The organism is Pseudomonas sp. SORT22, from assembly GCF_018417635.1.
GTDB lineage: Bacteria > Pseudomonadota > Gammaproteobacteria > Pseudomonadales > Pseudomonadaceae > Aquipseudomonas.
In genome coordinates this window covers 440616-466153 of sequence record NZ_CP071007.1, presented here as the reverse complement: position 1 = coordinate 466153, position 25538 = coordinate 440616, and the positions used below count along the sequence as shown (strand labels likewise).

28 protein-coding genes are annotated in these 25538 nt (G+C 63.3%); 19 read left to right on the top strand and 9 right to left on the bottom strand.

The window, feature by feature from the left end:
* Positions 1-8: 8 nt before the first annotated feature.
* The 7 genes from rfbB to JYG36_RS02170 are packed head-to-tail and all read left to right on the top strand — an operon-like array spanning position 9 to position 7085.
* A complete protein-coding gene (gene rfbB, locus JYG36_RS02200) occupies positions 9-1091 on the top strand; it encodes a dTDP-glucose 4,6-dehydratase (protein WP_213602963.1) in 1083 nt (360 codons plus the stop codon).
* On the top strand, positions 1088-1960 hold the full coding sequence (rfbA, locus tag JYG36_RS02195) for a glucose-1-phosphate thymidylyltransferase RfbA (protein ID WP_093378435.1): 873 nt from the start codon (positions 1088-1090) through the stop codon (positions 1958-1960). The genes rfbB and rfbA overlap by 4 nt, the downstream gene beginning before the upstream one ends.
* Entirely contained in the window at positions 1960-2505 is a 546-nt protein-coding gene (gene rfbC / locus JYG36_RS02190) for a dTDP-4-dehydrorhamnose 3,5-epimerase (protein ID WP_045201180.1), read from the top strand. The genes rfbA and rfbC overlap by 1 nt, the downstream gene beginning before the upstream one ends.
* Positions 2502-3377 carry a dTDP-4-dehydrorhamnose reductase gene (gene rfbD, locus JYG36_RS02185; RefSeq protein ID WP_213602961.1) on the top strand — a complete coding sequence of 292 codons (876 nt, stop codon included), beginning with the start codon at positions 2502-2504 and terminating at the stop codon, positions 3375-3377. The genes rfbC and rfbD overlap by 4 nt, the downstream gene beginning before the upstream one ends.
* 35 nt (positions 3378-3412) lie before the next feature.
* Positions 3413-5227: a sensor histidine kinase gene (locus JYG36_RS02180; protein WP_213602959.1), complete on the top strand. Its 1815-nt coding sequence runs from the start codon at positions 3413-3415 to the stop codon at positions 5225-5227.
* Positions 5224-6633 (top strand): sigma-54-dependent transcriptional regulator, encoded by a 1410-nt coding sequence (locus JYG36_RS02175; RefSeq protein ID WP_093378425.1) that lies wholly within the window; start codon positions 5224-5226, stop codon positions 6631-6633. Before JYG36_RS02180 ends, JYG36_RS02175 begins: the two co-directional genes overlap by 4 nt.
* The gene (locus JYG36_RS02170) at positions 6630-7085 is read left to right on the top strand and encodes a YiiD C-terminal domain-containing protein (protein ID WP_045201176.1); all 456 of its coding nucleotides are present in this window, start codon (positions 6630-6632) and stop codon (positions 7083-7085) included. The genes JYG36_RS02175 and JYG36_RS02170 overlap by 4 nt, the downstream gene beginning before the upstream one ends.
* On the opposite strand, the gene cysQ is transcribed toward JYG36_RS02170, so the two are convergent.
* Together cysQ and nudE are read right to left on the bottom strand one after the other, a co-directional pair.
* The gene (gene cysQ / locus JYG36_RS02165; RefSeq protein ID WP_213602957.1) at positions 7074-7901 is read right to left on the bottom strand and encodes a 3'(2'),5'-bisphosphate nucleotidase CysQ; all 828 of its coding nucleotides are present in this window, start codon (positions 7899-7901) and stop codon (positions 7074-7076) included. The genes JYG36_RS02170 and cysQ overlap by 12 nt on opposite strands.
* A complete protein-coding gene (nudE, locus tag JYG36_RS02160; RefSeq protein WP_038998207.1) occupies positions 7898-8464 on the bottom strand; it encodes an ADP compounds hydrolase NudE in 567 nt (188 codons plus the stop codon). The genes cysQ and nudE overlap by 4 nt, the downstream gene beginning before the upstream one ends.
* Before the next feature lie 79 nt (positions 8465-8543).
* On the opposite strand from nudE, the gene yrfG reads away from it, so the two are divergent.
* On the top strand, positions 8544-9206 hold the full coding sequence (yrfG, locus tag JYG36_RS02155; RefSeq protein WP_213602955.1) for a GMP/IMP nucleotidase: 663 nt from the start codon (positions 8544-8546) through the stop codon (positions 9204-9206).
* Here the strand turns inward: yrfG and lysM are convergent, their stop codons facing one another.
* Positions 9207-9647 carry a peptidoglycan-binding protein LysM gene (gene lysM / locus JYG36_RS02150; RefSeq protein ID WP_093378408.1) on the bottom strand — a complete coding sequence of 147 codons (441 nt, stop codon included), beginning with the start codon at positions 9645-9647 and terminating at the stop codon, positions 9207-9209. It lies immediately after the preceding gene.
* 84 nt (positions 9648-9731) lie between these two features.
* Between lysM and JYG36_RS02145 the strand changes: the two genes are divergently transcribed.
* The 6 genes from JYG36_RS02145 to JYG36_RS02120 all read left to right on the top strand — a co-directional run bounded on the left by JYG36_RS02145 (position 9732) and on the right by JYG36_RS02120 (position 16455).
* Positions 9732-10619 (top strand): LysR family transcriptional regulator, encoded by an 888-nt coding sequence (locus tag JYG36_RS02145; protein WP_213602953.1) that lies wholly within the window; start codon positions 9732-9734, stop codon positions 10617-10619.
* A gap of 95 nt (positions 10620-10714) precedes the next feature.
* The gene (gene fdhD / locus JYG36_RS02140; protein WP_213602951.1) at positions 10715-11554 is read left to right on the top strand and encodes a formate dehydrogenase accessory sulfurtransferase FdhD; all 840 of its coding nucleotides are present in this window, start codon (positions 10715-10717) and stop codon (positions 11552-11554) included.
* The gene (locus tag JYG36_RS02135; RefSeq protein ID WP_213602949.1) at positions 11551-13887 is read left to right on the top strand and encodes an FdhF/YdeP family oxidoreductase; all 2337 of its coding nucleotides are present in this window, start codon (positions 11551-11553) and stop codon (positions 13885-13887) included. Before fdhD ends, JYG36_RS02135 begins: the two co-directional genes overlap by 4 nt.
* Before the next feature lie 210 nt (positions 13888-14097).
* Positions 14098-14577, top strand: coding sequence for a glycine zipper domain-containing protein (locus JYG36_RS02130; RefSeq protein ID WP_176794206.1), 480 nt, complete (start codon positions 14098-14100; stop codon positions 14575-14577).
* Positions 14578-14864: 287 nt separating this feature from the next.
* Positions 14865-15677: a CheR family methyltransferase gene (locus tag JYG36_RS02125; RefSeq protein WP_093378402.1), complete on the top strand. Its 813-nt coding sequence runs from the start codon at positions 14865-14867 to the stop codon at positions 15675-15677.
* Positions 15678-15798: 121 nt separating this feature from the next.
* Entirely contained in the window at positions 15799-16455 is a 657-nt protein-coding gene (locus tag JYG36_RS02120; protein WP_213602947.1) for a response regulator, read from the top strand.
* A 6-nt stretch (positions 16456-16461) separates the two neighbouring features.
* Here the strand turns inward: JYG36_RS02120 and JYG36_RS02115 are convergent, their stop codons facing one another.
* Positions 16462-16890, bottom strand: a complete 429-nt coding sequence (locus JYG36_RS02115) for an acyl-CoA thioesterase (RefSeq protein ID WP_093378395.1) — start codon at positions 16888-16890, stop codon at positions 16462-16464.
* A gap of 103 nt (positions 16891-16993) precedes the next feature.
* On the opposite strand from JYG36_RS02115, the gene JYG36_RS02110 reads away from it, so the two are divergent.
* On the top strand, positions 16994-17458 hold the full coding sequence (locus JYG36_RS02110; RefSeq protein WP_230090912.1) for a ParC-related protein: 465 nt from the start codon (positions 16994-16996) through the stop codon (positions 17456-17458).
* A gap of 20 nt (positions 17459-17478) precedes the next feature.
* Complete coding sequence (locus JYG36_RS02105) at positions 17479-17730, top strand: type II toxin-antitoxin system RelE/ParE family toxin (RefSeq protein ID WP_349629005.1); 252 nt, start codon at positions 17479-17481, stop codon at positions 17728-17730.
* A gap of 63 nt (positions 17731-17793) precedes the next feature.
* Here the strand turns inward: JYG36_RS02105 and JYG36_RS02100 are convergent, their stop codons facing one another.
* Together JYG36_RS02100 and hslO are read right to left on the bottom strand one after the other, a co-directional pair.
* Positions 17794-19335, bottom strand: a complete 1542-nt coding sequence (locus tag JYG36_RS02100; protein WP_093378388.1) for a phosphoenolpyruvate carboxykinase — start codon at positions 19333-19335, stop codon at positions 17794-17796.
* Between the two features lie 179 nt (positions 19336-19514).
* Complete coding sequence (gene hslO, locus JYG36_RS02095) at positions 19515-20417, bottom strand: Hsp33 family molecular chaperone HslO (protein WP_045201165.1); 903 nt, start codon at positions 20415-20417, stop codon at positions 19515-19517.
* 105 nt (positions 20418-20522) lie between these two features.
* Here hslO and JYG36_RS02090 point away from each other — a divergent pair, with 105 nt between their 5' ends.
* Positions 20523-21326, top strand: coding sequence for a phosphatase PAP2 family protein (locus JYG36_RS02090; protein WP_213602944.1), 804 nt, complete (start codon positions 20523-20525; stop codon positions 21324-21326).
* Here JYG36_RS02090 and JYG36_RS02085 read toward each other — a convergent pair.
* Positions 21323-21724, bottom strand: a complete 402-nt coding sequence (locus tag JYG36_RS02085; protein WP_213602942.1) for an RNA-binding S4 domain-containing protein — start codon at positions 21722-21724, stop codon at positions 21323-21325. The two genes, JYG36_RS02090 and JYG36_RS02085, sit on opposite strands and share 4 nt — an antisense overlap.
* A gap of 143 nt (positions 21725-21867) precedes the next feature.
* Here JYG36_RS02085 and rimB point away from each other — a divergent pair, with 143 nt between their 5' ends.
* Both rimB and rimK read left to right on the top strand, forming a co-directional pair.
* Entirely contained in the window at positions 21868-22350 is a 483-nt protein-coding gene (gene rimB / locus JYG36_RS02080) for a retropepsin-like aspartic endopeptidase RimB (RefSeq protein WP_038998194.1), read from the top strand.
* Positions 22347-23252 (top strand): 30S ribosomal protein S6--L-glutamate ligase, encoded by a 906-nt coding sequence (rimK, locus tag JYG36_RS02075; RefSeq protein WP_010221234.1) that lies wholly within the window; start codon positions 22347-22349, stop codon positions 23250-23252. Before rimB ends, rimK begins: the two co-directional genes overlap by 4 nt.
* Here rimK and JYG36_RS02070 read toward each other — a convergent pair.
* Together JYG36_RS02070 and ompR are read right to left on the bottom strand one after the other, a co-directional pair.
* Positions 23249-24562: an ATP-binding protein gene (locus JYG36_RS02070; RefSeq protein WP_038998193.1), complete on the bottom strand. Its 1314-nt coding sequence runs from the start codon at positions 24560-24562 to the stop codon at positions 23249-23251. The genes rimK and JYG36_RS02070 overlap by 4 nt on opposite strands.
* 128 nt (positions 24563-24690) lie before the next feature.
* Positions 24691-25431, bottom strand: coding sequence for an osmolarity response regulator transcription factor OmpR (gene ompR / locus JYG36_RS02065; protein WP_195885264.1), 741 nt, complete (start codon positions 25429-25431; stop codon positions 24691-24693).
* Positions 25432-25538 lie beyond the last annotated feature (107 nt).

The following is a 25538-nucleotide window of genomic DNA, read 5'->3' as shown; positions in this document are numbered from 1 at the left end:
AGTCCGACATGCGAATTCTTATCACCGGCGGGGCCGGCTTTATCGGCTCGGCGCTGGTGCGTCACCTGATCACCAATACCGAGCACGAAGTGCTCAACCTCGACAAACTGACCTATGCAGGCAATCTGGAATCGCTGACCAGTATCGCGACCGACACCCGCTATGAGTTCGTCCAGGCGGATATCGTCGATCAGGCCACCGTTAGCGCTGTGCTTGAGCGCTTCAAGCCACATGCGATCATGCACCTGGCGGCAGAGTCGCATGTCGACCGCTCGATCGACGGCCCTTCGGACTTCATCCAGACCAATATCGTCGGCACCTACAGCCTGCTCGAGGCAACTCGCGCCTACTGGCTGAGCCTGCCGGCCGATGAGCGCACGGCGTTCCGTTTCCATCACATTTCCACCGACGAAGTGTATGGCGACCTGCATGGCGTCGATGACCTGTTCACCGAAACCACGCCTTACGCACCAAGCTCGCCCTACTCCGCCAGCAAGGCTGCGTCCGACCACCTGGTCCGCGCCTGGCAGCGCACCTATGGCCTGCCGGTGCTGATCACCAACTGCTCGAACAACTACGGGCCGTTCCACTTCCCGGAAAAACTCATTCCGCTGGTGATCCTCAATGCCCTGGCGGGCAAGCCGTTGCCTGTGTATGGCAACGGCCTGCAGGTGCGTGACTGGCTGTTCGTCGAAGACCATGCCCGCGCCCTGCTCAAGGTGGTAACCGAAGGCAAAGTTGGCGAGACCTACAACATTGGCGGCCACAACGAGCAGAAGAACATCGACGTCGTACGCGGCATCTGTGCCCTGCTCGAAGAGCTGGCGCCACAACGTCCGGCTGGCATTGCCAACTACGCCGACCTGATCACCTACGTTCAGGATCGCCCTGGCCACGACCAGCGCTACGCGATCGATGCCAGCAAGATCGAGCGTGAACTGGGCTGGGTTCCCGAAGAAACCTTCGAGACCGGGCTGCGCAAGACCGTACAGTGGTACCTGGACAACCTGCAATGGTGCCAGCGGGTACAAGACGGCAGTTATCAAGGCCAGCGCCTGGGCGCCAGCGAATTCAAGGATCTGATTGCATGACCAAAGGTATCGTCCTGGCGGGCGGCTCCGGCACCCGCCTGCACCCCATCACCCTGGGTGTTTCCAAGCAACTGCTGCCGATCTACGACAAACCGATGATCTACTACCCGATCTCGGTACTGATGCTGGCCGGTATTCGCGAAATCCTGCTGATCTCCACCCCGCAGGATCTTCCGCACTACAAGCAACTGCTGGGTGATGGCAGCCAGTTCGGTATCGAAATGAGCTATGCCGAGCAGCCCTCTCCGGACGGCCTGGCACAGGCCTTCCTGATCGGCGAAGAATTCATTGGTGATGATTCGGTGTGCCTGATCCTGGGCGACAACATTTTCCACGGTCAGGGCTTCACTCCGCAGTTGCGCAAGGCAGCCCAGCAGGGTGCCGGTGCCACCGTGTTCGGCTACTGGGTCAAGGACCCGGAGCGTTTCGGCGTCGTCGAATTCGACGATGAAGGCCGCGCCCTTTCCATCGAAGAGAAACCGGCACAACCCAAGTCCAGTTACGCAGTGACAGGCCTGTATTTCTACGATAACGACGTGGTCGAGATCGCCAAGGCGGTCAAACCTTCGCCACGCGGCGAGCTGGAGATCACCGACATCAACAACGCCTATCTCAAGCGCGGCGACCTCAATGTCCAGTTGCTCGGGCGCGGTTTCGCCTGGCTGGACACCGGCACCCACGACAGTCTCCTGGAAGCATCGCAATACGTGCAGACCATCGAACACCGTCAGGGCCTCAAGGTCGCCTGCCTTGAAGAAATCGCGTACCAGCAGGGCTGGATCGATGAAGCGCATCTGCTGGAGCGAGGCAAGATGTTCGGCAAGACCGGCTACGGTCAGTACCTGTTCGGTCTCGTAGGGAAACGTTAATGAAAGTAACAGCCAGCGCGCTGCCTGATGTTCTTGTGATCGAGCCGAAGGTCTTCGGTGATGAACGAGGCTTTTTCTTCGAGAGCTTCAATGAGCGCTCGTTCCAGGAAGCAACAGGCATTGATGCCCACTTTGTTCAGGACAATCATTCCGGCTCACAAAAAAATGTGCTGCGCGGTTTGCATTACCAGGTTGAACATACCCAGGACAAGCTTGTGCGGGTAACTGCAGGCGAAGTGCTGGATGTGGCCGTCGATATCCGCCGCCACTCACCGACCTTTGGCCGTTGGGTCAGTGTCAGGCTTTCGGCCCAGAACAATCGCCAGTTGTGGATTCCCAAGGGCTTTGCCCATGGTTTTCTGGTGCTGAGCGACTTCGCCGAGTTTCTCTACAAGACCACTGACTACTATGTGCCGTCTGCCGAGCGCTGCATCCGCTGGGATGACCCGGACCTGGCGATCGACTGGGAACTTGAAAGCGCACCGGTGCTTTCAGCCAAGGACCAGGTCGGCAAGTTCCTGCATGAGGCAGACCTGTTCCCGTGAAGCACAGCCAACCGCGCATCCTTATCGCCGGCCGCAACGGCCAGGTTTCCCAGGCGCTGCAACAGCAACTGGGCAACCTGGCGCAGTTGCACGTCCTGGGCAGTGACCAGCTCAACCTGGCGTACCCCGAAGCCATCCGTGGCCAGGTGCAGCAGCTCAAGCCCGACCTGATCATCAACGCCGCGGCCCACACTGCGGTGGATCAGGCCGAAAACGAGCCGGATCTGGCCTTTGCGATCAACGCCCAGGCCCCTGGCATTTTTGCCGAGGAAGCCGCGAAGCTTGGCATTCCGCTGATCCACTACTCCACCGACTACGTGTTCGATGGCAGCAAGGCCACCCCTTACACGGAGGGCGACGAGCCCAACCCGCTCGGCGTCTACGGCCACAGCAAGCTGGCCGGCGAACAGGCGATTGCCGCGGTAGGTGGCCAGCATCTGATCCTGCGTACCAGCTGGGTGTACTCACGCCACGGACGCAACTTCCTGCTGACCATGCAGCGCCTGCTGCAGGATAAGCCCGAGCTGCGCATCGTCGCCGACCAGATCGGCGCGCCGACCTGGGCGGGCACCATCGCCCGCAGCACCCGTGCCCTGGTCGAACGCTGGCAGGCTGGCCAGGCCGGTGCCTGGGGTGTCTATCACCTGACCGCGCAAGGGGAGACCTCGTGGTTCGGTTTTGCCCAGGCCATTGGCGAGCAACTCAAGGTTCAAGGCCTGCCCTGCGCCAAGCTGTTGCCAATCGCCTCCAGCGACTATCCGACCCCGGCTCGCCGCCCGCTGAACTCGCGCCTCGATTGCAGCCGCCTGCAACGCGAGTGGCACGTCAGCCAGCCGCACTGGCAGCAGGCGCTGATCGACTGCCTGAAGTAGCGCATAATGCGCCAGATCATTCTGGCGCAGTTGCGATGAACATAACTCCACCCGTACCCCGCCGCCCTCGCTGGCGCAGCCTAGCCATCCTTGCCGTGTGCCTGGCACCCTTGCTGTGGCCGTTGCAGCACCTCGCCGAGCGCCACTACCAGGACGAACTGGCCGGACAGAACCGCCAGACCCTCGACCTCTACGTGGCCAACCTGCTCGGCACCCTGCACCGTTACGAAACCCTGCCGCAGATCCTCGGCGACCTGCCGGCCCTGCGCGCAGTGCTGGCCGACCCGCTGCGCCTGGAAACCCTGACCAACGCCAACCGCCTGCTCAAGGACATCGCCACCCAGACCGGCGCCGAAGTCATGTACCTGATGGACGCCAACGGCAACACCCTGGCGGCCTCCAACTGGGACAAGCACGACAGTTTCATCGGCCGCAACTTTGCCTTCCGCCCTTATTTCAGCGAAGCCATTGCCGGGCGCCTGGGGCGCTTCTTCGGCCAGGGTACTACCTCGGCCAAGCGTGGTTACTTCTTCGCCGCCGCGGTGCGCGACCGCGATCAGGTGATCGGCGCGCTGGTGGTCAAGGTCGATCTGGACCATACCGAAACCCTCTGGGGCAAGACCCCGGAGCAGTTGCTGCTGACCGACCACAATGGCGTGGTGATCCTGACCTCGCGCCCCGACTGGCGCTTCCGTGCCACCCGGCCATTGAGCGACGCCGAGCGCGAAGCCATCGTTGCCATCCAGCCCTACCCGACCCAGTCACCCAAGCCGCTGACCCTCGACCCCAAGGCCTGGCTGACCCAGACCCAGGCTATCGACGAGACCGGCTGGCAGGTCAGCATCCTCGCCCCGCGCACGCTGATCGACCGCTCGGTACGCACGGTGGTGGCCATCGGCGGCGCCACCTTGCTGGTGCTGATGCTGCTGCTTGGCCTGATCATGCAGCGGCGCCGCCACTACATGGACCGCATCGACTTTGAAGCCCACGGCCGCCAGGAGCTGGAAAAGCGCGTGATCGAGCGCACTGCCGACCTCGAAGGCCTCAACAGCCGCCTCAAGGAAGAAGTGCTGGAGCGCGAACAGGCCCAGCAAGAACTGGTGCGCGCCCAGGACGAGCTGGTGCAGGCCGGCAAGTTGTCGGTACTGGGCACCATGTCGGCAAGCATCAGCCACGAACTCAACCAGCCGCTGGCGGCGATCCGCAGCTATGCCGAGAACGCCGAGATCCTCCTCGATCATCAGCGCACCGACGATGCCCGCAGCAACCTTAAGCTGATCAGCGAACTGACCGGGCGCATGGCCTCGATCATCGCCCATCTGCGCGCCTTCGCCCGCCGCGACCGCCACGCCCCGGAAAGCGTGGCCCTGCAGCCGGCGCTGGACGACGCACTGGCGCTGCTGGCCAAGCGTCGGCGGGCAATGGCCGTGGAACTGGTGCGCGACCTGCCAGAGGCAACCCTGTGGGTCCAGGCCGGCGAAACCCGCTTGCGCCAGGTGCTCGGCAACCTGCTGGCCAACGCCCTCGACGCGCTGACCGAAAAAGCCAACCCGCGCAAACTCTGGCTCAGTGCCGAACAGCGCGATGGCAACGTCTACCTGTACATACGCGACAACGGTCCGGGCTTCAGCAGCCAGGCCCTGGCCCGCGCCCGCGAGCCGTTTTTCACCACCAAGACGCGCACCCAGGGCCTTGGCCTGGGCCTGGCAATCTGCGATACCTTGATGCGGGCGCTGGGCGGCGAGCTGCTGCTGGGCAACCACCCGGAAGGCGGCGCCCTGCTTACCCTGCAACTGCGCATCGCCAAGCCCGGCGCCACCCTACCCACTTCGGAGGACCCATCGGCATGACGACCGAGCCGCTCATCGACAGCCGCACGCAGGTGATCCTGGTCGACGACGACCCGCACCTGCGCCAGGCGCTGAGCCAGACCCTCGACCTCGCCGGGCTGAAGATCCTGCCCCTGAGCGACGCCCAGGGCCTGGCCGGGCGCATCGAGCGCGACTGGCCGGGCGTGGTGGTCAGCGATATCCGCATGCCTGGCATCGACGGCCTTGAGTTGCTGCAGCAACTGCACGCCCAGGACCCGGAACTGCCGGTATTGCTGATCACCGGCCACGGCGACGTGCCGCTGGCGGTGCAGGCCATGCGTGCCGGCGCCTACGACTTTCTGGAGAAACCCTTCGCCAGCGATGCCCTGCTCGACAGTGTGCGCCGCGCCCTGGCCCTGCGCCGCCTGGTGCTGGACAACCGCAGCCTGCGCCTGGCCCTGAGCGATCGCCAGGAGTTGAGCACGCGCCTGGTCGGTCACTCGGCGCCGATGCTGCGCCTGCGCGAGCAAATTGGCGCATTGGCCGGCACCCGCGCCGATGTGCTGATCCTTGGCGAAACCGGCGCCGGCAAAGAGGTAGTGGCCCGCGCCCTGCACGACCTGTCGAGCCGCCGCGACGGCCCGTTCGTGGCCATCAACGCCGGCGCCCTGGCCGAATCGGTGGTCGAGAGCGAGCTGTTCGGCCACGAGCCAGGGGCTTTCACCGGCGCGCAGAAGCGTCGCATCGGCAAATTCGAATTCGCCAACGGCGGCACGTTGTTCCTCGATGAAATCGAAAGCATGAGCCTGGATGTCCAGGTCAAGCTGCTGCGCCTGCTGCAGGAGCGTGTAGTCGAGCGCCTGGGCGGCAACCAGTTGATCCCGCTGGATATCCGCATCATTGCCGCAACCAAGGAAGACCTGCGCCAGGCCGCTGACCAGGGGCGCTTTCGCGCCGACCTGTATTACCGCCTGAACGTCGCGCCACTGCGCATTCCGCCGCTGCGCGAGCGCGGCGAAGACATCCTGGTGCTGTTCCAGCACTTTGCCCACGCCGCCGGCGAGCGCCACGGCCTGCCAGTGCCGGCATTGCAACCGGCGCAACGGGCGTTGCTGCTGCGCCATGAATGGCCGGGCAACGTCCGTGAGCTGCAAAACGCTGCCGAGCGCTTCGCCCTGGGCCTGGAACTGGCCCTGGACGGTGACCTGCCGCCTGCGGCCGACGGTCCCGTGGCCAGCATCGGCAGCGGCAACCTCAGCGAACAGGTCGAGCAGTTCGAACGCTCGCTGATCGCCGCGGAGCTGGCGCGCTCGCACAGTTCACTACGCAGCCTGGCCGAGGCCCTCGGCATCCCGCGCAAGACCCTGCACGACAAGCTGCGTAAACACGGCCTGAGCTTCGGCGACAACCATCACAGCGATGACCTGGAGGACAACCGTCCATGAGCACGGACAGCCACTACCTCGAATCGGTACTGCACAGCGACATCCCGCTGACCCGGCAAATGGGCCTGCAGGTGCTCGACTGGCAGCAACATTGCCTGCGCCTGCAGCTACCGCTGGAGGCCAACGTCAACCACAAGAGCACCATGTTCGGCGGCAGCCTGTACTGCGCGGCGGTGCTGGTCGGTTGGGGCTGGCTGCACCTGAGGCTGCGCGAAGCGGGGGTCGATGACGGGCATATCGTCATCCAGGAAGGCCAGATCAGTTATCCGCTGCCGGTCACCGGCGCGGCCATCGCCACCTGCGCGGCACCGGAGGAGAAGGTCTGGGAGCGTTTCATCGCCACCTATCAGCGCCGGGGCCGGGCGCGGCTGAACCTGCACACCCAGGTCAGCAATGCCGGCAGCAGCGAGGCTGCCGTGCTATTCAGCGGCCAGTACGTGCTACACCGCTAGGGCTTGTTGCAGCAGCTTGTCGCGCCACGGCGCGGCCGCCGGCAAGGCCAGGAAGAACGGGTTGAGCAAGGACTCGCGCGCAGGGTAGACGAAGGCCTGGCCATCGAGGCCAAGCACTTCGCCGCCGGCGCCTTCGAGCACGCCCTGGGCTGCTGCGGTGTCCCACTGCGAGGTCGGTGCCAGGCGCGGGTAGCAATCGGCAATGCCCTCAGCCAATAAGCAGAACTTCAGCGAACTGCCGATATTGGCCAGCTCCAGCTCCCCTACCGACTGGCTCAGGCCGGCCAGCAAGGCTTCCTGTTGCGGGCTGGAGTGCCGGCGGCTGGCAACCACGGTAAATCGCTCACCCGCAGTCGGCGCGTTGCGCACGCTGATGGCCTTAGGCACGCCGCCCGCTTCCGCCAGCCAGGCCCCGAAGCCCTTGCCGCCGTAATAGCAACGCCCGTTGGTGGGAATCGCCACCACGCCAAACACCACCTGGCCTTGCTCGATGAGAGCGATGTTGACGGTGAATTCTTCAGTGCCGGCAATGAATTCCTTGGTGCCATCCAGCGGATCGACCAGCCACCAGCGCTGCCAGCCTTGCCGTTCGCCCAGGGGAATATCGCAGTCCTCTTCCGACAACACCGGGATCTGCGGCGCCAGGGCGCGCAAACCCTCGGCAATGACGTCATGGGCAGCCAGGTCGGCGGCGGTGACCGGCGATTCGTCGGCTTTGGCCGTCACCGCCACATCGGCACGCCAGAACGGCAAAATGGCCTTGCCCGCCTGGCGAGCCAGCTCCACCACGTGCTGCATCAGTTCAATATCGTTCATAGCGGGAACACCCCACGCTGGCTCAGCAAGTCGCGCACCAGGTACAGCGCCGCCAGGGCCCGGCCTTCGGAAAACTGCGGATGCTGGGCCAGGGCCGAGAGCTCGCGCAGGTTGATCTTGTCGACACGCATCGGCTCGGGCTCATCGCCTTCCAGGCGTTCCTCGTAGAGGTCGGTGGCCAGCACCACCTGGATCTTCTGGCTCATGTAACCCGGTGACAGCGAAAGCTCGGTCAGGTGCTCCAGTTGCCGGGCACCGAAACCTGCTTCTTCCTTGAGCTCTCGGTCGGCCGCCGCCAGCACGTCTTCGCCCGGCTCGATCAGGCCCTTGGGCAACGACAGCTCGTACTCGTCGGTGCCGCCGCAGTACTCCTCCACCAGCACCGCGTGCTCGGCGTCGAGCATCGCCACGATCATCACCGCGCCATAACCGTTGCCGCGCCCGACCAGGCGCTCATAGGTGCGCTCGGCGCCGTTGGCAAAGCGCAATTGCACGGCTTCGACGCGAAACAGGCGACTGCTGGCGACGATCTCGCGAGAGAGGACGGTGGGTTTCTGGCGCATGGGGCGGCTCCTTGGCGTGAACGGGTTACTATACCGTGGCTTGCCCGGCCGCTGCCTAATGACTGTTCGAGAATTTCATATGCCCGTTTTAGCCTGGTCCACCATCGATACCGTCCTGCTGGACATGGACGGCACCCTGCTCGACCTGCACTTCGACAACCATTTCTGGCTCGAACAGCTACCCCAGCGCTACGCCGAACTGCACGGCATCAGCCGGGCCATGGCCGAGCTCGAGCTGCAGCCGCTGTTCGAGCAGCACGCCGGCTCGCTGAACTGGTACTGCCTGGACTTCTGGAGCCGCGAGCTGAACCTCCCGGTGCGCGAGCTGAAGCTTGAGACCGCCCACCTGATCGCCCTGCACCCGGATGCCGACACCTTTTTGCAGGCGATCAAACAGGCCGGCAAGCGGGTGATCCTGATCACCAACGCCCATCGCGATTCGCTGTCGCTGAAACTGGAGCGGGTGGAGCTGGCGCCTTACTTCGAGCGCCTGATCAGCTCCCATGACTACGGCTACCCCAAGGAGAACCCGCAGTTCTGGAGCGCCCTGCAGGCCGATATCGGCTTCAGCCCGCAACGCAGCCTGTTTATCGACGACACCTTGTCGATCCTGCGCAGCGCCCGCGACTTCGGCGTGGCGCACCTGCTTGCGGTGCGCCAGCCCGATAGCCGCAAAGGGCCGCGGGATACCGAAGAGTTCGCCGCGGTGGACGACTACCGGGCGTTGCTCGAAGGGTTGTGATTACTCGGGGATGCGCAGGGTCTGGCCCGGGTAGATCTTGTCCGGGTGGCTGAGCAGCGGCTTGTTGGCTTCAAAAATCTTGTTGTACTGGTTGGCATTGCCGTACACGGCCAGGGAAATGGCGCTCAGGGTGTCGCCTTTCTTGACCACGACGAAGCGGGCCGCCGCAACAACCGGGCCGGTAACGGTGATCTGGTCATCCACCGACTCCACACCTGCAATGTTGCCCAGGGCCAGGAGGATTTTTTCCTTCTCTTCCTGGGTCGCCACCTCGCCGGTGACGGTCACCTTGCTGCCCTCGACAGTTGTCTGAATGTTCGGATTGCCCAAGCCTACCTTGGAGACATGCTCCTTCAACTGCTCGCTGGCATTGGCATTACCCGGGGTCAACAGGTCGATAAGTTTCTCGCCTGCTTCTTTGACGAAACTGAAAATGCTCATACCGCTCTCCTTGGTGATGAATCTCGGAGCCTGGAGTCTAGGACAGGTTAGAATGCTTCGCCTGCTTTGCGCCGTGGAGCGACGATGGACATCAAACAACTCAAATTCCTCATCGCCCTGGATGAAACCCGCCACTTCGGCCAGGCCGCCGCCCGCTGCCACGTGACCCAGCCAACCCTGTCGATGCGCTTGCGCAACCTGGAGCAAGAGCTGGACCTGGCCCTGGTCAACCGTGGCCAGCGCTTCGAGGGTTTCACCGCCCAGGGCGAGCGGGTGCTGGCCTGGGCGCGCTCGGTGATCGCCGCCTACGATGGCCTGAACGCCGAAGCGGCCGCCTGCCGTGGCCACCTGGTCGGTACCCTGCGCCTGGGCGTGGTGCCGTTGTCGAGCTTCGACCCCTTGCCATTGTTACGGCGCATGCACCAGCAGCACCCGGAACTGCGCTTCGAACTCAGCGCCCTGAGCTCCGAGCAGATCCTCGAACAGCTGACCAGCAACCAGCTGGACCTGGGCGTGTCATACCTCGACCGGCTCGACCACGAACGCTTCCAGGCGCTGCCGCTGGGCGAGACGCGCATGGGGCTTTTATATGATCCAGATCATTTCCGCTTCGACGAGCAGCCCCTAAGCTGGCAACAGCTGACCGAACTGCCGCTGGGCTTGCTCACCGCCGGCATGCATTTTCGCCAGTCGATCGACCATAACTTCCACAGCCGCGGCCTGACCCCGCAGCTGTTGCTGCAGACCGATGCCGTCCATCAGTTGGCCCAGGCCGTCAGCGGCGGCCTGTGCTGCGCGATCATGCCGTTGGCGGCAGGGCTGGAAGCGCTCACCGAACGGCTGCGCCTGCAACCGATCGAACAGGCCTGCACCCTGGCACCATTGGGCCTGATCATGCGCCGCACGGCGCCGCGCTCGGCCCTGGCCGAGGTGTGCCTGGGCGAATATCAAGCGCTGCGCGGCGAGGCTTGATCGACGCCGTCTATCAAAGCATCAGCATTAGCGATTAGACGATACCCGAGCGCAAGCCTAGGCTTAAAGCTGAACAGCCGCCGGTACCTCTGCTGATGAGCACTAAACCCCCGGCCTGTGCGGCGTCCACCCCGCTTGTGACTGCGCCCGCGGCCAGCAACACCTACGACTACTGCCACCTTGACGACGACAGCCAGGCCCATACCGCACTGGCCGAGGAAGTCGCGCTGGCGATCGCCTATAACGGCATCAGCCAGGCCGTGATGCTGGTCAGCCCCACGGACCTTGAAGACTTTATCGTCGGCTTCAGCATCGGCAGCGGCATCATCGCTTCGGCCAACGAGATCTACGACGTCAAGTTCACCGGCAACGGTTCTGCCGTGCATGCCGAAGTCGAGATTGCCAACCGCGCCTTCTGGAACCTCAAGACCCAGCGCCGGCAACTGGCCGGCACCAGTGGCTGTGGCCTGTGCGGTGTAGAGGCGGTGGAGCAGGCGCTGCCCGACCTTGCCGTGCTGCCCGGTGCGCCGCTGCCACCCGAGCAATGGCTGGCCGGCCTGCGCCAGCGCATGGATGCCTTCCAGCCCCTGGGCCAGCACTGCGGCGCGGTGCATGCGGCACTGTTCATGAACAACCAGGGCGAGATCCTTCTGGGCCGCGAAGACATCGGCCGGCACAACGCCCTCGACAAGTTGATCGGTGCCCTGGTGCGCCAGCACATCAGCCTCGACGGCGGCCTGGCGATCGTCACCAGCCGCTGCAGCCTGGAGTTGATCCAGAAGGTGCTGCGCGCCGGCATCCAGACCCTGGTCAGCCTGTCCTCGCCTACCGGCCTGGCCCTGCAGTGGGCACGGCGGCACAACCTCAACCTTATTCATCTGCCCAAACACAGCGCACCACGGGTGTACAGCCCCGTGCGGGAGAACCGAACGTGAGCCTGCATCACCAAGCCGACCACAAGCCTGTGCCCCGCTACAAACCCTACCACGGCGCCGCTGGCGGCTGGGGCGCGCTGCGCAGCGTGGCCCAGGCCTGGATCGGCAGCGACAATGCCCTGAAGAACATCCGCGCGCTGCTCAAGACCAACCAGAACGGCGGCTTCGACTGCCCTGGCTGCGCCTGGGGCGACTCGCCGGAAAGCGGCATGGTCAAGTTCTGCGAAAACGGCGCCAAGGCAGTGAACTGGGAAGCGACCAAGCGCCGCGTCGATGCCGCGTTCTTCGCCCGCCACAGCGTCACTTCGCTGCTGGCCCAGAGCGACTACTGGCTCGAATACCAGGGCCGGCTGACCGAACCGATGGTCTACGACGCCAGCACCGACCGCTACCAACCAATCGACTGGGATGGCGCCTTCGCCCTGATCGCCGAACACCTGCAACAGCTCGAAAGCCCGGACCAGGCCGAGTTCTATACCTCTGGCCGGGCCAGCAACGAGGCGGCCTACCTGTACCAACTGTTTGTGCGCGCCTACGGCACCAACAACTTCCCCGACTGCTCGAACATGTGCCACGAGGCCAGCGGCGTGGCCCTGGGGCAGAGTGTCGGGGTCGGTAAAGGCACGGTGACTTTCGACGATTTCGAACATGCCGACGCGATCTTCGTGTGGGGCCAGAACCCCGGCACCAACCACCCGCGCATGCTCGAACCGCTGCGCGAAGCGGTCAAGCGCGGCGCCCAGGTGGTCTGCGTCAACCCGCTGAAAGAACGCGGCCTGGAACGCTTCCAGCATCCGCAGCACCCGCTGGAAATGCTCACCAACGGCGACCGCCCGACCAACACCGCCTACTTCCGCCCAGCCCTGGGCGGCGACATGGCGGTGCTGCGCGGCATGGCCAAGTTCCTATTGCAGTGGGAGCGTGAAGCCCAGGCCAGCGGTGCCCCGGCAATCTTCGATCACGACTTTCTCAACCAGCACACCCAGGACGTACTGGGCTACCTGGCCGCGGTCGACGCCACCTCCTGGGAGCAGATCACCGCGCAGTCGGGCCTGACCCTGGCCGAGATCGAGCAAGCCGCGCGCATGTACTGCAAGGCCAAGAAGGTCATCATGTGCTGGGCCATGGGCATCACCCAGCATCGCCATTCGGTGGCGACCATCCAGGAAATCGCCAACCTGATGCTGCTGCGCGGTAACCTCGGCGTTCCCGGTGCCGGCCTGTGCCCGGTGCGTGGCCACAGCAACGTGCAAGGCGACCGCACCATGGGCATCAACGAACGGCCGCCGGTGGCCCTGCTCGATTCCCTGGAGCGCCGCTTCGGCTTCAAGGTACCGCGCCACAATGGCCACAACACCGTCGAGGCGATCCGCGCCATGGCCGACGGCCAGGCCAAGGTATTCATCGCCCTGGGCGGCAACTTCGCCCAGGCCACCCCGGACACCGAACGCACCGCCCAGGCCCTGCGCAACTGCGCGCTGACCGTGCAGATCAGCACCAAGCTCAACCGCAGCCACCTGCTGCATGGCAAGCAGGCGCTGATTCTGCCGTGCCTGGGCCGGACCGATATCGACCTGCAGGGCCAAGGCCCGCAGGCAGTAACGGTGGAAGACTCGTTCAGCATGGTCCACGCCTCCAACGGCCAGTTGCAGCCACTGTCGCGGCAAATGCGCTCAGAGCCTGCAGTGATCGCCGGGATTGCCAACGCCACCCTCGGTGCCAAGCCTGTGGACTGGAACTGGCTGATCGCCGATTACGGGCGCATCCGCGACCTGATTGACCAGACCATCCCCGGCTTTGACAACTTCAACCAGCGCCTGCAAAACCCGGGCGGCTTCTACCTGGGTAACAGCGCCGGCCAGCGGCAATGGAAGACCGCCAGCGGCCGGGCCAACTTCAAGGCCAACGCCCTGCCGGACGACCTGCTGCACGAGCGTGTGCGCGCCAGCGGCCAGGTGCCGGACCTGATCATGCAATCGATGCGCTCGCACGATCAGTACAACACCACCATCTATGGCCTGGATGACCGCTACCGTGGGGTCAAGGGCCAGCGCAACGTGCTGTTCGCCAATGAAGCCGACATCGTCCGCCTGGGCTTCCACCCCGGGGACAAGGCCGATATCGTCTCGTTGTGGAGCGATGGTCGCGAGCGGCGGGTCAAGGGCTTCACCCTGCTGGCCTTCGATATTCCGGCCGGCCAGGCGGCGGCCTACTATCCGGAGGTCAACCCGCTGGTGCCGCTGGAGAGCGTGGGCGATGGCAGCCACACGCCGACCTCCAAGTTCGTCGCGATCCAGTTGCAACCTGCCAGCGACAACGCCCGGATCCTCTGACAGAATCGGCGGCAAACAGGCACAAAAAAGGCCCTGACATCACTGTCAGGGCCGCGTTCCAAGTAAGCTCAGACACGCGAAAAACGATAAAGTTTCACAGTGAAAACAGTAACTTAGAAAATTGTGTACAACTCGTGTTACTCGTCGGATTTCGTTTGCCAGCCCCCCTCCCCAGCCTCAGGATCGCCTCGTCATCCCTATGAGGCTTTCTTGATGAAGTACTCCTCGATTCTGTTGTTGTCTCTTGGCCTGCTCAGCGGCGTTGCCTCGGCAGGTGGCACCACCGAAGCCGGTATTGGCGGCGCATTGGGTGGGGTACTGGGCTCGGTGGTCGGTCAGTCGATCGGCGGCAGCACCGGCGGTGCAATCGGTGCGGGCCTGGGTGGCGCAGCCGGCAGTGCGGTCGGTGCCGACAAGCGCCAGCGCGGTGAAGCCGCAATCGGTGGTGCCCTGGGCGCAGCCGGCGGCAACGTGGTCGGCCGCAGCATGGGCGGCACCACCGGTAGCTATATCGGTGCGGCCGCAGGCGGTGGTGCCGGCGGCGCGCTGGGTAACTACATGGGCAACAAGGCCGATGAAGACGAGCGCGATGACCGTCGCTACCGTCGCGGCTACGACGACCGTCGTTACTACGACCGTGGCCACCACTACGGCCACCGCAAGCACAAAAAGCACTGGCGTCACCGCTGAAGCCTGTCGGGCTTAAGCCAAACTCCTAGTCCCTGCCCCCATGGGCAGGGATCGCTGCATCACCCCGCGCGTTACCGATCAAGCCCTGCAGGCCGATCTTCCGGCCAGTCCCGGCAGGCCCTGAATTCCCTTCTGCTTGCCAGCCACCTGTGACCTAGGGGCAACCCCGATTCTGGCGGTTATAGCCAGTAGCTATCATCGGCCGTTCCCAATCAGCCAATGGACGCAGGGAATGCGCAGCTATCACGCAAAGACGGCCCGATTGCCCTGTGCACGAGGGGTGTGAGATGCCTGCCGGCAGCCGCCCTCCGTTACTGAGCGAAGCCCAGTTCCTGCGCTTTCGCACCCTGGTCAGCCAGCGCACCGGCGTGTTCCTCGCCGCCGACCGCCGCGCCGCCGTGGCAGCGCGCCTGGGAAAGCGCCTGCGGCACCTGCAACTGGCCTCCTTCGAACAGTACCTGCATCTGGTCGAACAGCCTGATCAGCAGCAGGAACAACAGCGGGTGCTCGACCTGCTGGTTGCCCGCGACAGCTACTTCTTCCGCGAACATCGCCATTTCGAATTCCTCGCCCAGTGGCTGCGCGACATGCCCCGCCCGTTAAGGCTCTGGAGCGCTGCCTGCGCCTCTGGCGAAGAAGCCTACAGCCTGGCCATGGTCGCCAGCGAACACGCCGTGAACGACGACTGGAGCGTGCTGGCCAGCGACGTCAGCCGCAACCTGCTCGAGCAGGCAGGCGAAGGCATCTATGACGTCGCCCAGGCCCGTTACTTTCCCGAAGGCTGGCTGCAACGCTACTGCTTGTGCGGCGTCGGCGAAATGGCCGGGCGCATGCGCATGGTGGCGTCCCTGCGCGAGCGCCTGCGGTTTCGCCCGATCAACCTGATCCAGTCGCTGCCCACCGACCTGGGCCTGTTCGATGTGATTTTTCTGCGCAATTTGCTGACCTATTTCAGTCAGGATGAGAAGCAGCGCGTGGTTCATCGCCTGCTGGCCTGCCTGCGCCCGGGTGGCCTGCTGCTGATCGGGCATAGCGAGAGCATCCACGGCCTCGACCTGCCCTTGCGGCCGATCCTGCCCTCGGTGTTCGAACGCCTATGATGGCCGGCGCTGTCGGGACCTGCGGCAGGCCCCCGATACTGATCGCGCCACCGCGCGGCAGCGCTCATCCGGACCGAGCAAACCTGCCGCCCCTCTTCTTTTGCGAAACAGGCTCGAACCCATGCTTTGCCGAATACTACTTGCCGATGACTCGCCGCTCTTTCGAGCGGGCCTGCGAGCGCTGCTCGAACAAAAAAAACAATACGCCGTAGTCGGTGACGCAGGCGACGGCATGACCGCTGTCGCCCTGGCCGAGAAGCTCAAGCCCGACATCATCCTGCTGGACATGACCGCCGACACCCTCGACAGCGAGCAGATCCTGCGTGAGCTGTTTTTGCGCGTGCCCTCAAGCCATGTATTGATGCTCTCGTCGCGCTCGGAGCTGGACTTCGTCATGCGTTGCCTGCAGCTGGGTGCTCACGGGTTTCTGCTCAAGAGCGCCACCGTACTGGAGCTGGAGCAAGCCCTGCAGGCGCTGAAAAACGGCGGCCAGTACCTGTCGTCAGCGGTGCTGCCGATGGTCATTGGCCAGGCGGTGAAGCACAGCCGCAAGCGTCCCAACGGCAGCACCACGATGCAGTTGACTGCGCGCCAGCTGGAAATCCTGCGCTTGATTGCCCGCGGCGAGTCGACCCGCTCGATTGCCGACGGCCTCGGCCTGAGCGTGAAGACTATCGAGGCGCACCGCTCGCAGATCATGCATCGCCTGCAGATTCACGATGTACCCGGCCTGGTGCTGTTTGCCGTACGCGAAGGCATCATCCGCCTCAACGATTGAGCGGTCTCAGCCTTGCAAGCGCTCCAGTGCCGCCTGCAGCGTGGCCGGCAACTGCGCCGGCCGCCCTGACTCGCGCTCGACGAACACCTGCACCACCTTGCCGGCCGCGCAAGGCTGCCCGTCCTCGACCCGGAACAACGCCAACTGGTACTCCACCGAACTGCCCGCCAGGCGTGCCACCCGCAGGCCGACTTCAAGGGTGTCGGGGAAGGCCGGCAAGGCGAAAAAATCCGCCGCCGAACTGACCACGAACCCGGCCACCTCGCCTTCCTGCAAATCCAGCCCGGCCTGTTGCAGCAGGTAGGCCTGGATCGCAGTGTCGAAGTAGGCGTAAACCGTGGCACCGGCGATATGACCATTGAGGTCGCTGTCCTGCCAGCGGCTGAGGATCGGGTGCAGATGGCGGAAGGCTTGGCGTTGTGGGAGTTCGGACATGAGGGACCTGAGACACTTGTGGAAGAGTGCGAAGCTTCCCACAAACACTTCAGAAGCCCTATAGTTGCAATCAACTATAGATTGCATAGCATGGATCGACCTTATGAAGCAGAGACATTCACCCATGCCAACTCATAACATGGACCATGCCGAACTCAGCAAGATGGTCGAGATTGGCTGCATCAACACCACGCATGTAGTCGCGCAAGCGGGGGGCTGGGCTGTTCAAGTCTCCGCCAGGGACCAGGAGCACATACTCACTGCACAACGCAGTGGCAATGTCCGGTTGTTCAAAAAACTCGAGACGCTGGTGAGCTATCTCCAGGCGCTAGGCATTGACTACTTCAAGGTCGACACTTCCAGCTACGACCCCGAGACACTCCAGACCTATCAAAGACCTGATCGTGCCCAGGCCCTTAAAACAGCACATGAAGCGGCGGCCTACGAAACCTGGTTCAGCGCACAAGTCGAAGCCAGCCTGCAGGACACTACTCCGTCAATCGAGGATGATGAAGCTCGCCGCTTGTTCGCCGAGCGCCGCGCAGCGCTGAAAGCTCGTTCGCATTGATGAGACTGGTGTGGCGAGCCATGGCACTGAGCGACCGCGAACTGATCATGGACCACATTGCAGCCGACAACCCGGAAGCGGCAATCGCGCTGGACGAGGCTTTTGAAAGCAAAGCCCGGAAAGCGCAATACTCACCGACGATGTACAAAGCGGGAAGATTTCCCGGTACGCATGAAATCGTGGTTCGTCCCAACTACTTAATGATCTATCGCGTGGTGGAAGACTGCGTCGAGATCATCCGGGTGCTGCATGCCAGGCAACAATGGCCATGATTGAACAGCCGGAAAACAAAAAGCCGCCCCTGAGGGCGGCTTCTTGTTTACGCAGGCTTCAGCTTACAGCTGTGGGCCAGCAGCCTTGATGGCGTCGGACACTTCGAACTTCTTGAAGTTTTCGATGAACAAGCCAGCCAGGGCTTTTGCAGCTTCATCGTAAGCAGCCTGGTCAGCCCAGGTGTTGCGTGGGTTGAGCAGGTTGGTTTCAACGCCCGGTACGGCCAGTGGCACGTCGAGGTTGATGGTGTCCAGGTGCTCGGTTTCGCTGCCGATCAGGGCGCCGCTCTGGATCGCTGCGATCACCGCGCGGGTGGTCGGGATGTTGAAGCGCTTGCCCACACCGTAGCCACCGCCGGTCCAGCCGGTGTTGACCAGGTAGACCTTGGAGCCGAAACCGCGGATACGCTTGATCAGCAGCTCTGCGTATTCGCCAGCCGGACGCGGGAAGAACGGCGCGCCGAAGCAGGTGGAGAAGGTCGACTTGATGCCGCTGCCCGAGCCCATTTCGGTCGAGCCCACCAGAGCGGTGTAGCCGGACAGGAAGTGGTAGGCCGCTTGTTCTTCGTTGAGGATCGACACTGGCGGCAGCACGCCGGTCAGGTCGCAGGTCAGGAAGATGACCGCGTTAGGCTCGCCACCGAGGTTCTTCTCGGAACGCTTGGCAACGTGCTCCAGCGGGTAGGCGGCGCGGCTGTTCTGGGTCAGGCTGACATCGGTGTAGTCGGCGTGCTTGGCATCGTCGATGACGACGTTTTCCAGTACTGCGCCGTGCTTGATGGCTTTCCAGATGACCGGCTCGTTCTTCTCGGACAAGTCGATGCACTTGGCGTAGCAGCCACCTTCGATGTTGAAGACAACGCCTTCGCCCCAACCGTGCTCGTCGTCGCCGATCAGGTAGCGGCTTTCGTCAGCCGACAGGGTGGTCTTGCCGGTACCCGACAGACCGAAGAACAGGGTCACGTCGCCCTCTTCGCCGATGTTGGCGGCGCAGTGCATTGGCAGCACGTCGGCAGCCGGCAGCAGGAAGTTCTGTACCGAGAACATGGCCTTTTTCATTTCACCGGCGTAACGCATGCCGGCGATCAGGACTTTCTTCTGGGCGAAGTTGAGGATCACGCAACCATCGGAGTTGGTGCCGTCACGCTCAGGCACGCACTCGAAGTTGGCAACGTTGAGCACTTGCCACTGATCACGGCCAGCAGGGTTGTACTGTTCAGGATTGATGAACAGGCAACGACCGAACAGGTTCTGCCAGGCAGTCTGGGTGGTCATCTTCACTGGCAGGTAGTGATCGGCAGCCGCGCCTACGTGAACGTAGGAAACGAAGTGATCCTGGGCGTTGTTGAACGCCTCGACGCGGTCCCACAGGGCATCGAACTTGTCGGCCGGGAACTTGCGGTTGATCGGGCCCCAGGCGATGGCGTCCTGAGTGGACGGCTCTTCGACGATGAAACGATCCACCGGCGAACGACCGGTACGGTGACCGGTTTTCACGACCAGCGCGCCAGTATCGGCCAGCTCGCCTTCACCGCGGTTCAGCGCTTCTTTTACCAGCTCATCGACGCTCAGGTCGGTGTAGACGGTGTTGTTGGCTTGCGTCATGAGATTCCCCATCCGGCCTGCGGCCGAGTGCTCCAAACGTTTTGTAGTAGAGCTTTGAAAACTACTACAGCGAAAAAAGTGGCCGGATTATGCCAGAAACGCCCAAAAAAAGTAGGGCCCTCCTGTCAGAACGGCGTGTTTCCGGCGTTAGACAGGAGATTTACCTGTGGTGAAACGTTTTAGTGACGAGTATCTGACGGTGTGTCTACACCGCCACCGGCGAACAATTGCTCGATATCGGCGGCATCAAATTGGTAGCGCTGATTGCAGAACTGGCAATCGACTTCGATCTGGCCGCCATGCTCGTTGATCAGCTCCAGCGCGTCATGCTTGCCCAGGCTCACCAGGGCATTGCCGGAGCGCTCACGGGAGCAGCTGCAGCGAAAATGCAGCGGCTGGATATCGAACAGGCGCACGGCATCCTCGTGATACAGGCGATGCAGAACGGTCTCGTTGTCCAGGCCTAGTAATTCCTCAGCCTTCAGGGTATTGGCCAGCGCCTTGACGTGGTTCCAGCTTTCCTCGCGTTCCTCGATGTCCTTCTGGCGGTCGGCCGGCAGCTGCTGCACCAGCAGACCACGGGCACGAATGCCGTCGGCGGCCAGGGTGATGCAGGTGTTGACCTGCTGGGACATGACGAAATAGTTGGTGAAGCATTCCGACAGATCCTTGCCGTCCAGTTCCACCGTGCCCTGGTAGCGCTGGCCGTTGACCGGAATGATGGTCAGCACCAGGTGGCCGCCAGGCATCAGGTCGGCGAGGGTTGCATCATCCTTGATCTGCTCGGCCGCATAACGGGCCAGGCCACGAATTTCGTGCTCGCTGGTGCACTCGATAGCCAGCAGGGGCACCGGCCCGCTCGACTGCGCCTGGAGGATCAGCAGGCCATCGAACTTCAGCGTACCGACCAGCAGCGCGGCTGCCGCCATCAGCTCGCCAAGCAGCTGTGCCACAGGCTGCGGGTAAGGGTGCTTGGCCAGCACTTCGGCGTAGCTGCGCTCCAGCCCGACCATTTCACCGCGAACGTCGCGGTCGTCGAAAAGGAAGCGTTGTGTGTAGTCGGTATCTGGCAAATCGGACATGGGCTTTGGCTTTCTGAATGATGACAAAATAATTTCAAGGGCCTATAAAGCCCAGTCTAGAGCACCAGAATGGTGCACTCGTGGTTCGCAGCAAAGAGGTAGTTTATGGACAATTCTTCACTGTTCCAAGCAAGGTGGGCTTGGGGTCCCTTGATTCTCTGCACGGTTTTGCCCGTTGCTCTACTGTGTTTCTGGTTGTGGCCTGTTGGCCAGATCATCTGCCTGACTTTCGACGAATGGCTGTTTCACCTGCTCAACCGGCCACTGGCCGACAATAGCGTCTGGCGTTACATCTGGACCGTCGGCAGCCTGCGCCCGTTCGATATTGTCGTCGGCCTGATCCTCCTCAGCCTGCTGATCCGTGGCGACTGGGTATTCAAGGCCAGCCAGGTGCGCCAGGCCTTCTTCGGCTTCTTCGCTACCCTGGTCCTGCTGCTGGTGATCCGCGCGCTGTTCTCGAAATGGATGAACGCCATGGGCTGGCAGCACAACAGCCCGTCGATGGTGTTCAGCGATGCCATTCACCTCAGCGATTTCTACCCGCAACTTGAAGCACGCTGGGAACTCAAGGACCGCTCCAGCCAGAGCTTCCCTGGCGATCACGCCTCGGTGCTGCTGATCTGGGCGATGTTCATGAGCCTGTTCAGCCGCAAGCTGCTACAGCAATTGCTTGTCTGGGCTCTGGCGCTGCTGTTCATGTTGCCGCGCCTGGTGGCCGGCGCGCACTGGGGCCAGGACGACTACATCGGTGGCGTACTGATGGCGGTACTGGCCTTGGGCTGGAGCTGCTATACCCCGTTTGCCGCCAAGGCCAGCGCTGCCCTGCTGCGCCTGAGCGCACCGCTGTTTGAGCTCATGGCGCGGCTGCCACTGCTCGGGCGCCTGAATGTGGTCAACCCGCGCGCTTAACCGGCGCTGTCATGCAACTGATGCAGCTGGCGCCGCTGTTTCTTGGTGGGCCGGCCATCAGTGCTGACCCCCAGGGCACCGGCCTTGCGCATCGCTACCGCCTGTTCACGACGGGCGATGCTCTGCGCAGTTTCCTCGTATAGCGCCTGAGCTTCAGGCGCGCCGCGACGCACTACCGACAGCGCCTTGACCACCACCGTACGCTCGTCAAAGCCGGTACGCAGGACGAACTCATCGCCCAACCGCGGCTCCTTGCCCGGCTTGCAGCGCTCGCCCCGGCAATGCACCTTGCCGCTTTCGATGGCCGCCTTGGCCAGCGCCCGGGTCTTGTAGAAGCGCGCCGCCCATAGCCATTTATCCAGACGGACCTTGTCATCCTCTTCCGGCTTTTGTGCCATGACATTTCCCCACTTATTTTCGTAAAGGGAACTGTACTACCGTATCTGGCGGATGCAAAAAACACGCGGCGTGCTTACAGTTCACCGACCTGTCGTTCATGCCCGCCCTGGTGCCTGACGACTTACTACGCTGGTTGAGCATTTTGAAGACATTTGACCATTTGACCGTGATCGGCCTGCGCGAGTGGGTGGCCCTGCCGGACCTCGGCCTGGCCGGCCTGCGGGCCAAGATCGACACCGGCGCCAGCACCTCGAGCCTGCACGCCACCGAAGTCGAACCCTTCGAGCGCGATGGCGAGCAGTGGGTGCGTTTCAACGCCCATCTGGGTTCGGTGGTACAACTGCGTCACCGGCGCTGCGAGGCGCCGCTGGTGACGATGAAAACCATCAAGAGCTCCAACGGCCAGGCCCAGACCCGCTACGTGATCCGCACGCCCCTGGCGCTGGGTGACCGGGTGTGGGAGGTGGAATTCACCCTGGCCTGCCGCAAGGCCATGCGCTATCGCCTGTTGCTCGGCTCCAAAGCCCTGATCCATGGCCAGTTGGTGGTCAACCCGGGGCTCAAGTACGTTCAGGACAAGCCGGCATTCCCGGCCACTATCACTCCCTCCACAGGTGTTGCATGAAGATCGCCGTGCTGTCGCGAAACCCGCGTCTGTATTCCACTCGTCGCCTGGTCGAAGCCGGTACCGAACGAGGCCATGAGGTGGTTGTGATCGACACCCTGCGCGCCTATATGAACATTGCCAGCCATAAACCGCAGATCCACTACCGCGGCAAGCCACTGGAAAACTTCGACGCGGTGATCCCACGAATCGGCGCTTCGGTGACCTTCTACGGCTGCGCGGTGCTGCGCCAGTTCGAAATGATGGGGGTGTTCCCGCTCAACGAGTCGGTGGCCATCGCCCGCTCGCGGGACAAGCTGCGCTCGCTGCAGCTGTTGTCGCGCCGGGGTATCGGCCTGCCGGTCACCGGTTTTGCCCACTCGCCGGACGACATCCCCGACCTGATCCAGATGGTCAATGGCGCGCCGCTGGTGATCAAGGTGCTCGAAGGCACCCAGGGCATCGGCGTGGTGTTGTGCGAAACCACCAAGGCAGCCGAGTCGGTGATCGAAGCCTTCATGGGCCTGAAGCAGAACATCATGGTCCAGGAATACATCAAGGAAGCCGGTGGCGCCGACATCCGCTGTTTCGTGGTCGGCGACAAGGTCATCGCCTCGATGAAGCGCCAGGCCAAGCCCGGTGAGTTTCGCTCCAACCTGCACCGCGGCGGCAGCGCCAGCCTGATCAAGATCACCCCGGAAGAGCGCATGACTGCTATCCGCGCCGCCAAGGTCATGGGCCTGAGCGTGGCCGGTGTGGATATCCTGCGCTCCAATCACGGCCCGCTGGTGATGGAGGTGAACTCCTCGCCTGGCCTGGAAGGCATCGAAGTCACCACCGGCAAGAACGTTGCCGGGATGATCATCGAACACCTGGAGAAGAATGGCGGGCCGAACCTGACCCGCACCAAGGGCAAAGGCTAAACAGCGTCGCGCGGCAGCATCAGCCCCAGCGGCAGCCGCACCCGCGCCTCCAGGCCGCCGCCTGAACGGTTGCGCAACTGCACGTTGCCACCGTGCTGGGCGGCGATCCGCTTGACGATCGCCAGGCCCAGCCCGGTGCCCTTGCCGCTGCGGGCACGGTCGCCGCGGATGAACGGGTTGAAGATGCCCTCCAGCTCGCCCGGGTCGATCCCGGCGCCGCGGTCGAGCACGCTCAATACCACGTAGGGCGCGCCATTCTCGCCAGACACATAGGCCGCCACTTCAACGCCCTTGCCGGCGTGGTACAGGGCGTTGCCGATCAGGTTGTTGAGCAAGCGCTTGAGCGACACCCGGCGCAGCGGGAACGGCGGGATCGGCTCCAGGCACAGGCGCACCTGTTCCTCCGGCTGGTTGAACGGCGCCACCACCTCACGCACCAGTTCACTGAAATCGACCTCTTCGACCGGCTCATCGCGACCATCGCGGATGAACGCCAAAAACTGGTCGAGAATCGCGTCCATGTCTTCGATATCGCGGACCATGTCGTCGGTCAGGTCGCTTTCGTTGGCCAGCAACGACAACGACAGGCGCAGGCGCGTCAGCGGTGTGCGCAGGTCATGGGAGACCCCGGCGAGCATCAGTTCACGTTCGCGCCCGGCCTGCTCGACATCCTCGGCCATCTGGTTGAAGGCACGGTACACCTCGGTCATTTCACTCGGCGTATCGCTGATCGGCAAGCGCACGCTGCGCCCCTGGCCCAATTGCCGGGCGGCGAACACCAGACGCTTGAGCGGCTGGTTGAGCTGGCGCACGAAAATCCAGGCCGAGGCGGTCGACAACAGGCCGATGGCCAGGAACCAGCCAAGCACGCTCCAGATCTTCTGCCCACGCAGCGGATGCGGATACAGCGGCACCTTCAGCCAGCCATCGCCCAGGCTCGGCGCCCGTACCCACAAGGCCGGCGGCGCATGTACACGCAGGCGCACCTCGGTGTCGGCGCCAAGTTCGGCCTGCATCTGGCGCTGGTAGATTTCGCTGTACGGCCAGTGCTGCTCACCCTCGGGCACCCCGGAGCCAACCACCCGAATCAGCCCCGCCGCCTCGGCGATCTTGTCGCGATCGGACTCATCGGCAGCCCAGTAGGCGCGCAGGGTCAGAGCCACACCATGGCTGTATTGGCGGTCGACCAGCACGTCCTCGTTCATCAGCAGGTACACCAGGGTCAGGGCCTTGGAGAACAGCACGACGATCAGCACCAGCCAGAGGGTGCGGGCGAAGAAGCTTTGCGGGAACCACAGGGGCGTTTTCATCGACAACGGCTACACACTATGCGGGAACGAGCGGGGCTCGCAGGCTTTGCAAAGCGCTGCACAGGCAAAAACAGGGCAATCCCGAAGGCCTGCCCTGCTGGCGGTGAGCTACTCCTGCAAACGAAACATCACTTGCTGGCATTACCATCCGGCACAAACACATAACCAACGCCCCAGACGGTCTGGATGTAACGCGGCTTGGACGGGTCGGGTTCGATCATCCGGCGCAGGCGCGAGATCTGCACGTCGATGGAGCGCTCGAGGGCGTCCCACTCGCGGCCACGGGCCAGGTTCATCAGCTTGTCGCGGGTCAGCGGCTCGCGAGCGTGCATCACCAGCGCCTTGAGCACGGCGAACTCACCGGTGGTGAGCATGTGCACTTCTTCGCCGCGCTTGAGTTCGCGGGTGGCCAGCGACAGCGCGTAGTCGCCGAAGGTGACGGTTTCGTCCTCGCTGCCCGGTGCACCCGGTACTGCCGGGGCCTGGCGGCGCAGCACGGCCTTGACCCGGGCCATCAGTTCGTCGGGGTTGAACGGCTTGGCCAGGTAGTCGTCGGCACCCAGCTCCAGGCCTTTGATGCGGCTCAGCTCGTCGCCCTTGGCGGTAAGCATGATGATCGGGATCTGGTTGTTGGCGGCGCGCAGGCGGCGACAGGCGGTCAGGCCGTCTTCGCCGGGCAGCATCAGGTCGAGCACCACCAGGTTGAAAACCTCGCGGGCCAGCAGGCGGTCCATCTGTTCGGTATTGGGTACTGCACGGGCGCGATAACCCTTGCTGGTGAAGAACCGTTCCAGCAGGCTGCTCAGGCCCGGGTCATCGTCGACGATGAGAATTTTGTCGCCTTCGGCGGTTTGTGCAGTGCTGCTCATGGGTAGCTCCTCTAATCTCGGCACGCATTATGGCTTAGCCATCAATGGCCGTGCCGTGTGCATTGTTAGCAGATTTTTCCCCGGGTGCCAGTATTGCCGGGCCGACA

Bases quoted from the DNA above. Each gene is read 5' to 3' on its own strand.
- rfbB (WP_213602963.1), top strand. From the start codon at position 9: ATGCGAATTCTTATCACCGGCGGGGCCGGCTTTATCGGCTCGGCGCTG.
- rfbA (WP_093378435.1), top strand. From the start codon at position 1,088: ATGACCAAAGGTATCGTCCTGGCGGGCGGCTCCGGCACCCGCCTGCAC.
- rfbC (WP_045201180.1), top strand. From the start codon at position 1,960: ATGAAAGTAACAGCCAGCGCGCTGCCTGATGTTCTTGTGATCGAGCCG.
- JYG36_RS02180 (WP_213602959.1), top strand. From the start codon at position 3,413: ATGAACATAACTCCACCCGTACCCCGCCGCCCTCGCTGGCGCAGCCTA.
- JYG36_RS02175 (WP_093378425.1), top strand. From the start codon at position 5,224: ATGACGACCGAGCCGCTCATCGACAGCCGCACGCAGGTGATCCTGGTC.
- JYG36_RS02170 (WP_045201176.1), top strand. From the start codon at position 6,630: ATGAGCACGGACAGCCACTACCTCGAATCGGTACTGCACAGCGACATC.
- cysQ (WP_213602957.1), bottom strand. From the start codon at position 7,901: ATGAACGATATTGAACTGATGCAGCACGTGGTGGAGCTGGCTCGCCAG.
- nudE (WP_038998207.1), bottom strand. From the start codon at position 8,464: ATGCGCCAGAAACCCACCGTCCTCTCTCGCGAGATCGTCGCCAGCAGT.
- yrfG (WP_213602955.1), top strand. From the start codon at position 8,544: ATGCCCGTTTTAGCCTGGTCCACCATCGATACCGTCCTGCTGGACATG.
- lysM (WP_093378408.1), bottom strand. From the start codon at position 9,647: ATGAGCATTTTCAGTTTCGTCAAAGAAGCAGGCGAGAAACTTATCGAC.
- JYG36_RS02145 (WP_213602953.1), top strand. From the start codon at position 9,732: ATGGACATCAAACAACTCAAATTCCTCATCGCCCTGGATGAAACCCGC.
- fdhD (WP_213602951.1), top strand. From the start codon at position 10,715: ATGAGCACTAAACCCCCGGCCTGTGCGGCGTCCACCCCGCTTGTGACT.
- JYG36_RS02125 (WP_093378402.1), top strand. From the start codon at position 14,865: ATGCCTGCCGGCAGCCGCCCTCCGTTACTGAGCGAAGCCCAGTTCCTG.
- JYG36_RS02120 (WP_213602947.1), top strand. From the start codon at position 15,799: ATGCTTTGCCGAATACTACTTGCCGATGACTCGCCGCTCTTTCGAGCG.
- JYG36_RS02115 (WP_093378395.1), bottom strand. From the start codon at position 16,890: ATGTCCGAACTCCCACAACGCCAAGCCTTCCGCCATCTGCACCCGATC.
- JYG36_RS02110 (WP_230090912.1), top strand. From the start codon at position 16,994: ATGAAGCAGAGACATTCACCCATGCCAACTCATAACATGGACCATGCC.
- JYG36_RS02105 (WP_349629005.1), top strand. From the start codon at position 17,479: ATGGCACTGAGCGACCGCGAACTGATCATGGACCACATTGCAGCCGAC.
- JYG36_RS02100 (WP_093378388.1), bottom strand. From the start codon at position 19,335: ATGACGCAAGCCAACAACACCGTCTACACCGACCTGAGCGTCGATGAG.
- hslO (WP_045201165.1), bottom strand. From the start codon at position 20,417: ATGTCCGATTTGCCAGATACCGACTACACACAACGCTTCCTTTTCGAC.
- JYG36_RS02090 (WP_213602944.1), top strand. From the start codon at position 20,523: ATGGACAATTCTTCACTGTTCCAAGCAAGGTGGGCTTGGGGTCCCTTG.
- JYG36_RS02085 (WP_213602942.1), bottom strand. From the start codon at position 21,724: ATGGCACAAAAGCCGGAAGAGGATGACAAGGTCCGTCTGGATAAATGG.
- rimK (WP_010221234.1), top strand. From the start codon at position 22,347: ATGAAGATCGCCGTGCTGTCGCGAAACCCGCGTCTGTATTCCACTCGT.
- JYG36_RS02070 (WP_038998193.1), bottom strand. From the start codon at position 24,562: ATGAAAACGCCCCTGTGGTTCCCGCAAAGCTTCTTCGCCCGCACCCTC.
- ompR (WP_195885264.1), bottom strand. From the start codon at position 25,431: ATGAGCAGCACTGCACAAACCGCCGAAGGCGACAAAATTCTCATCGTC.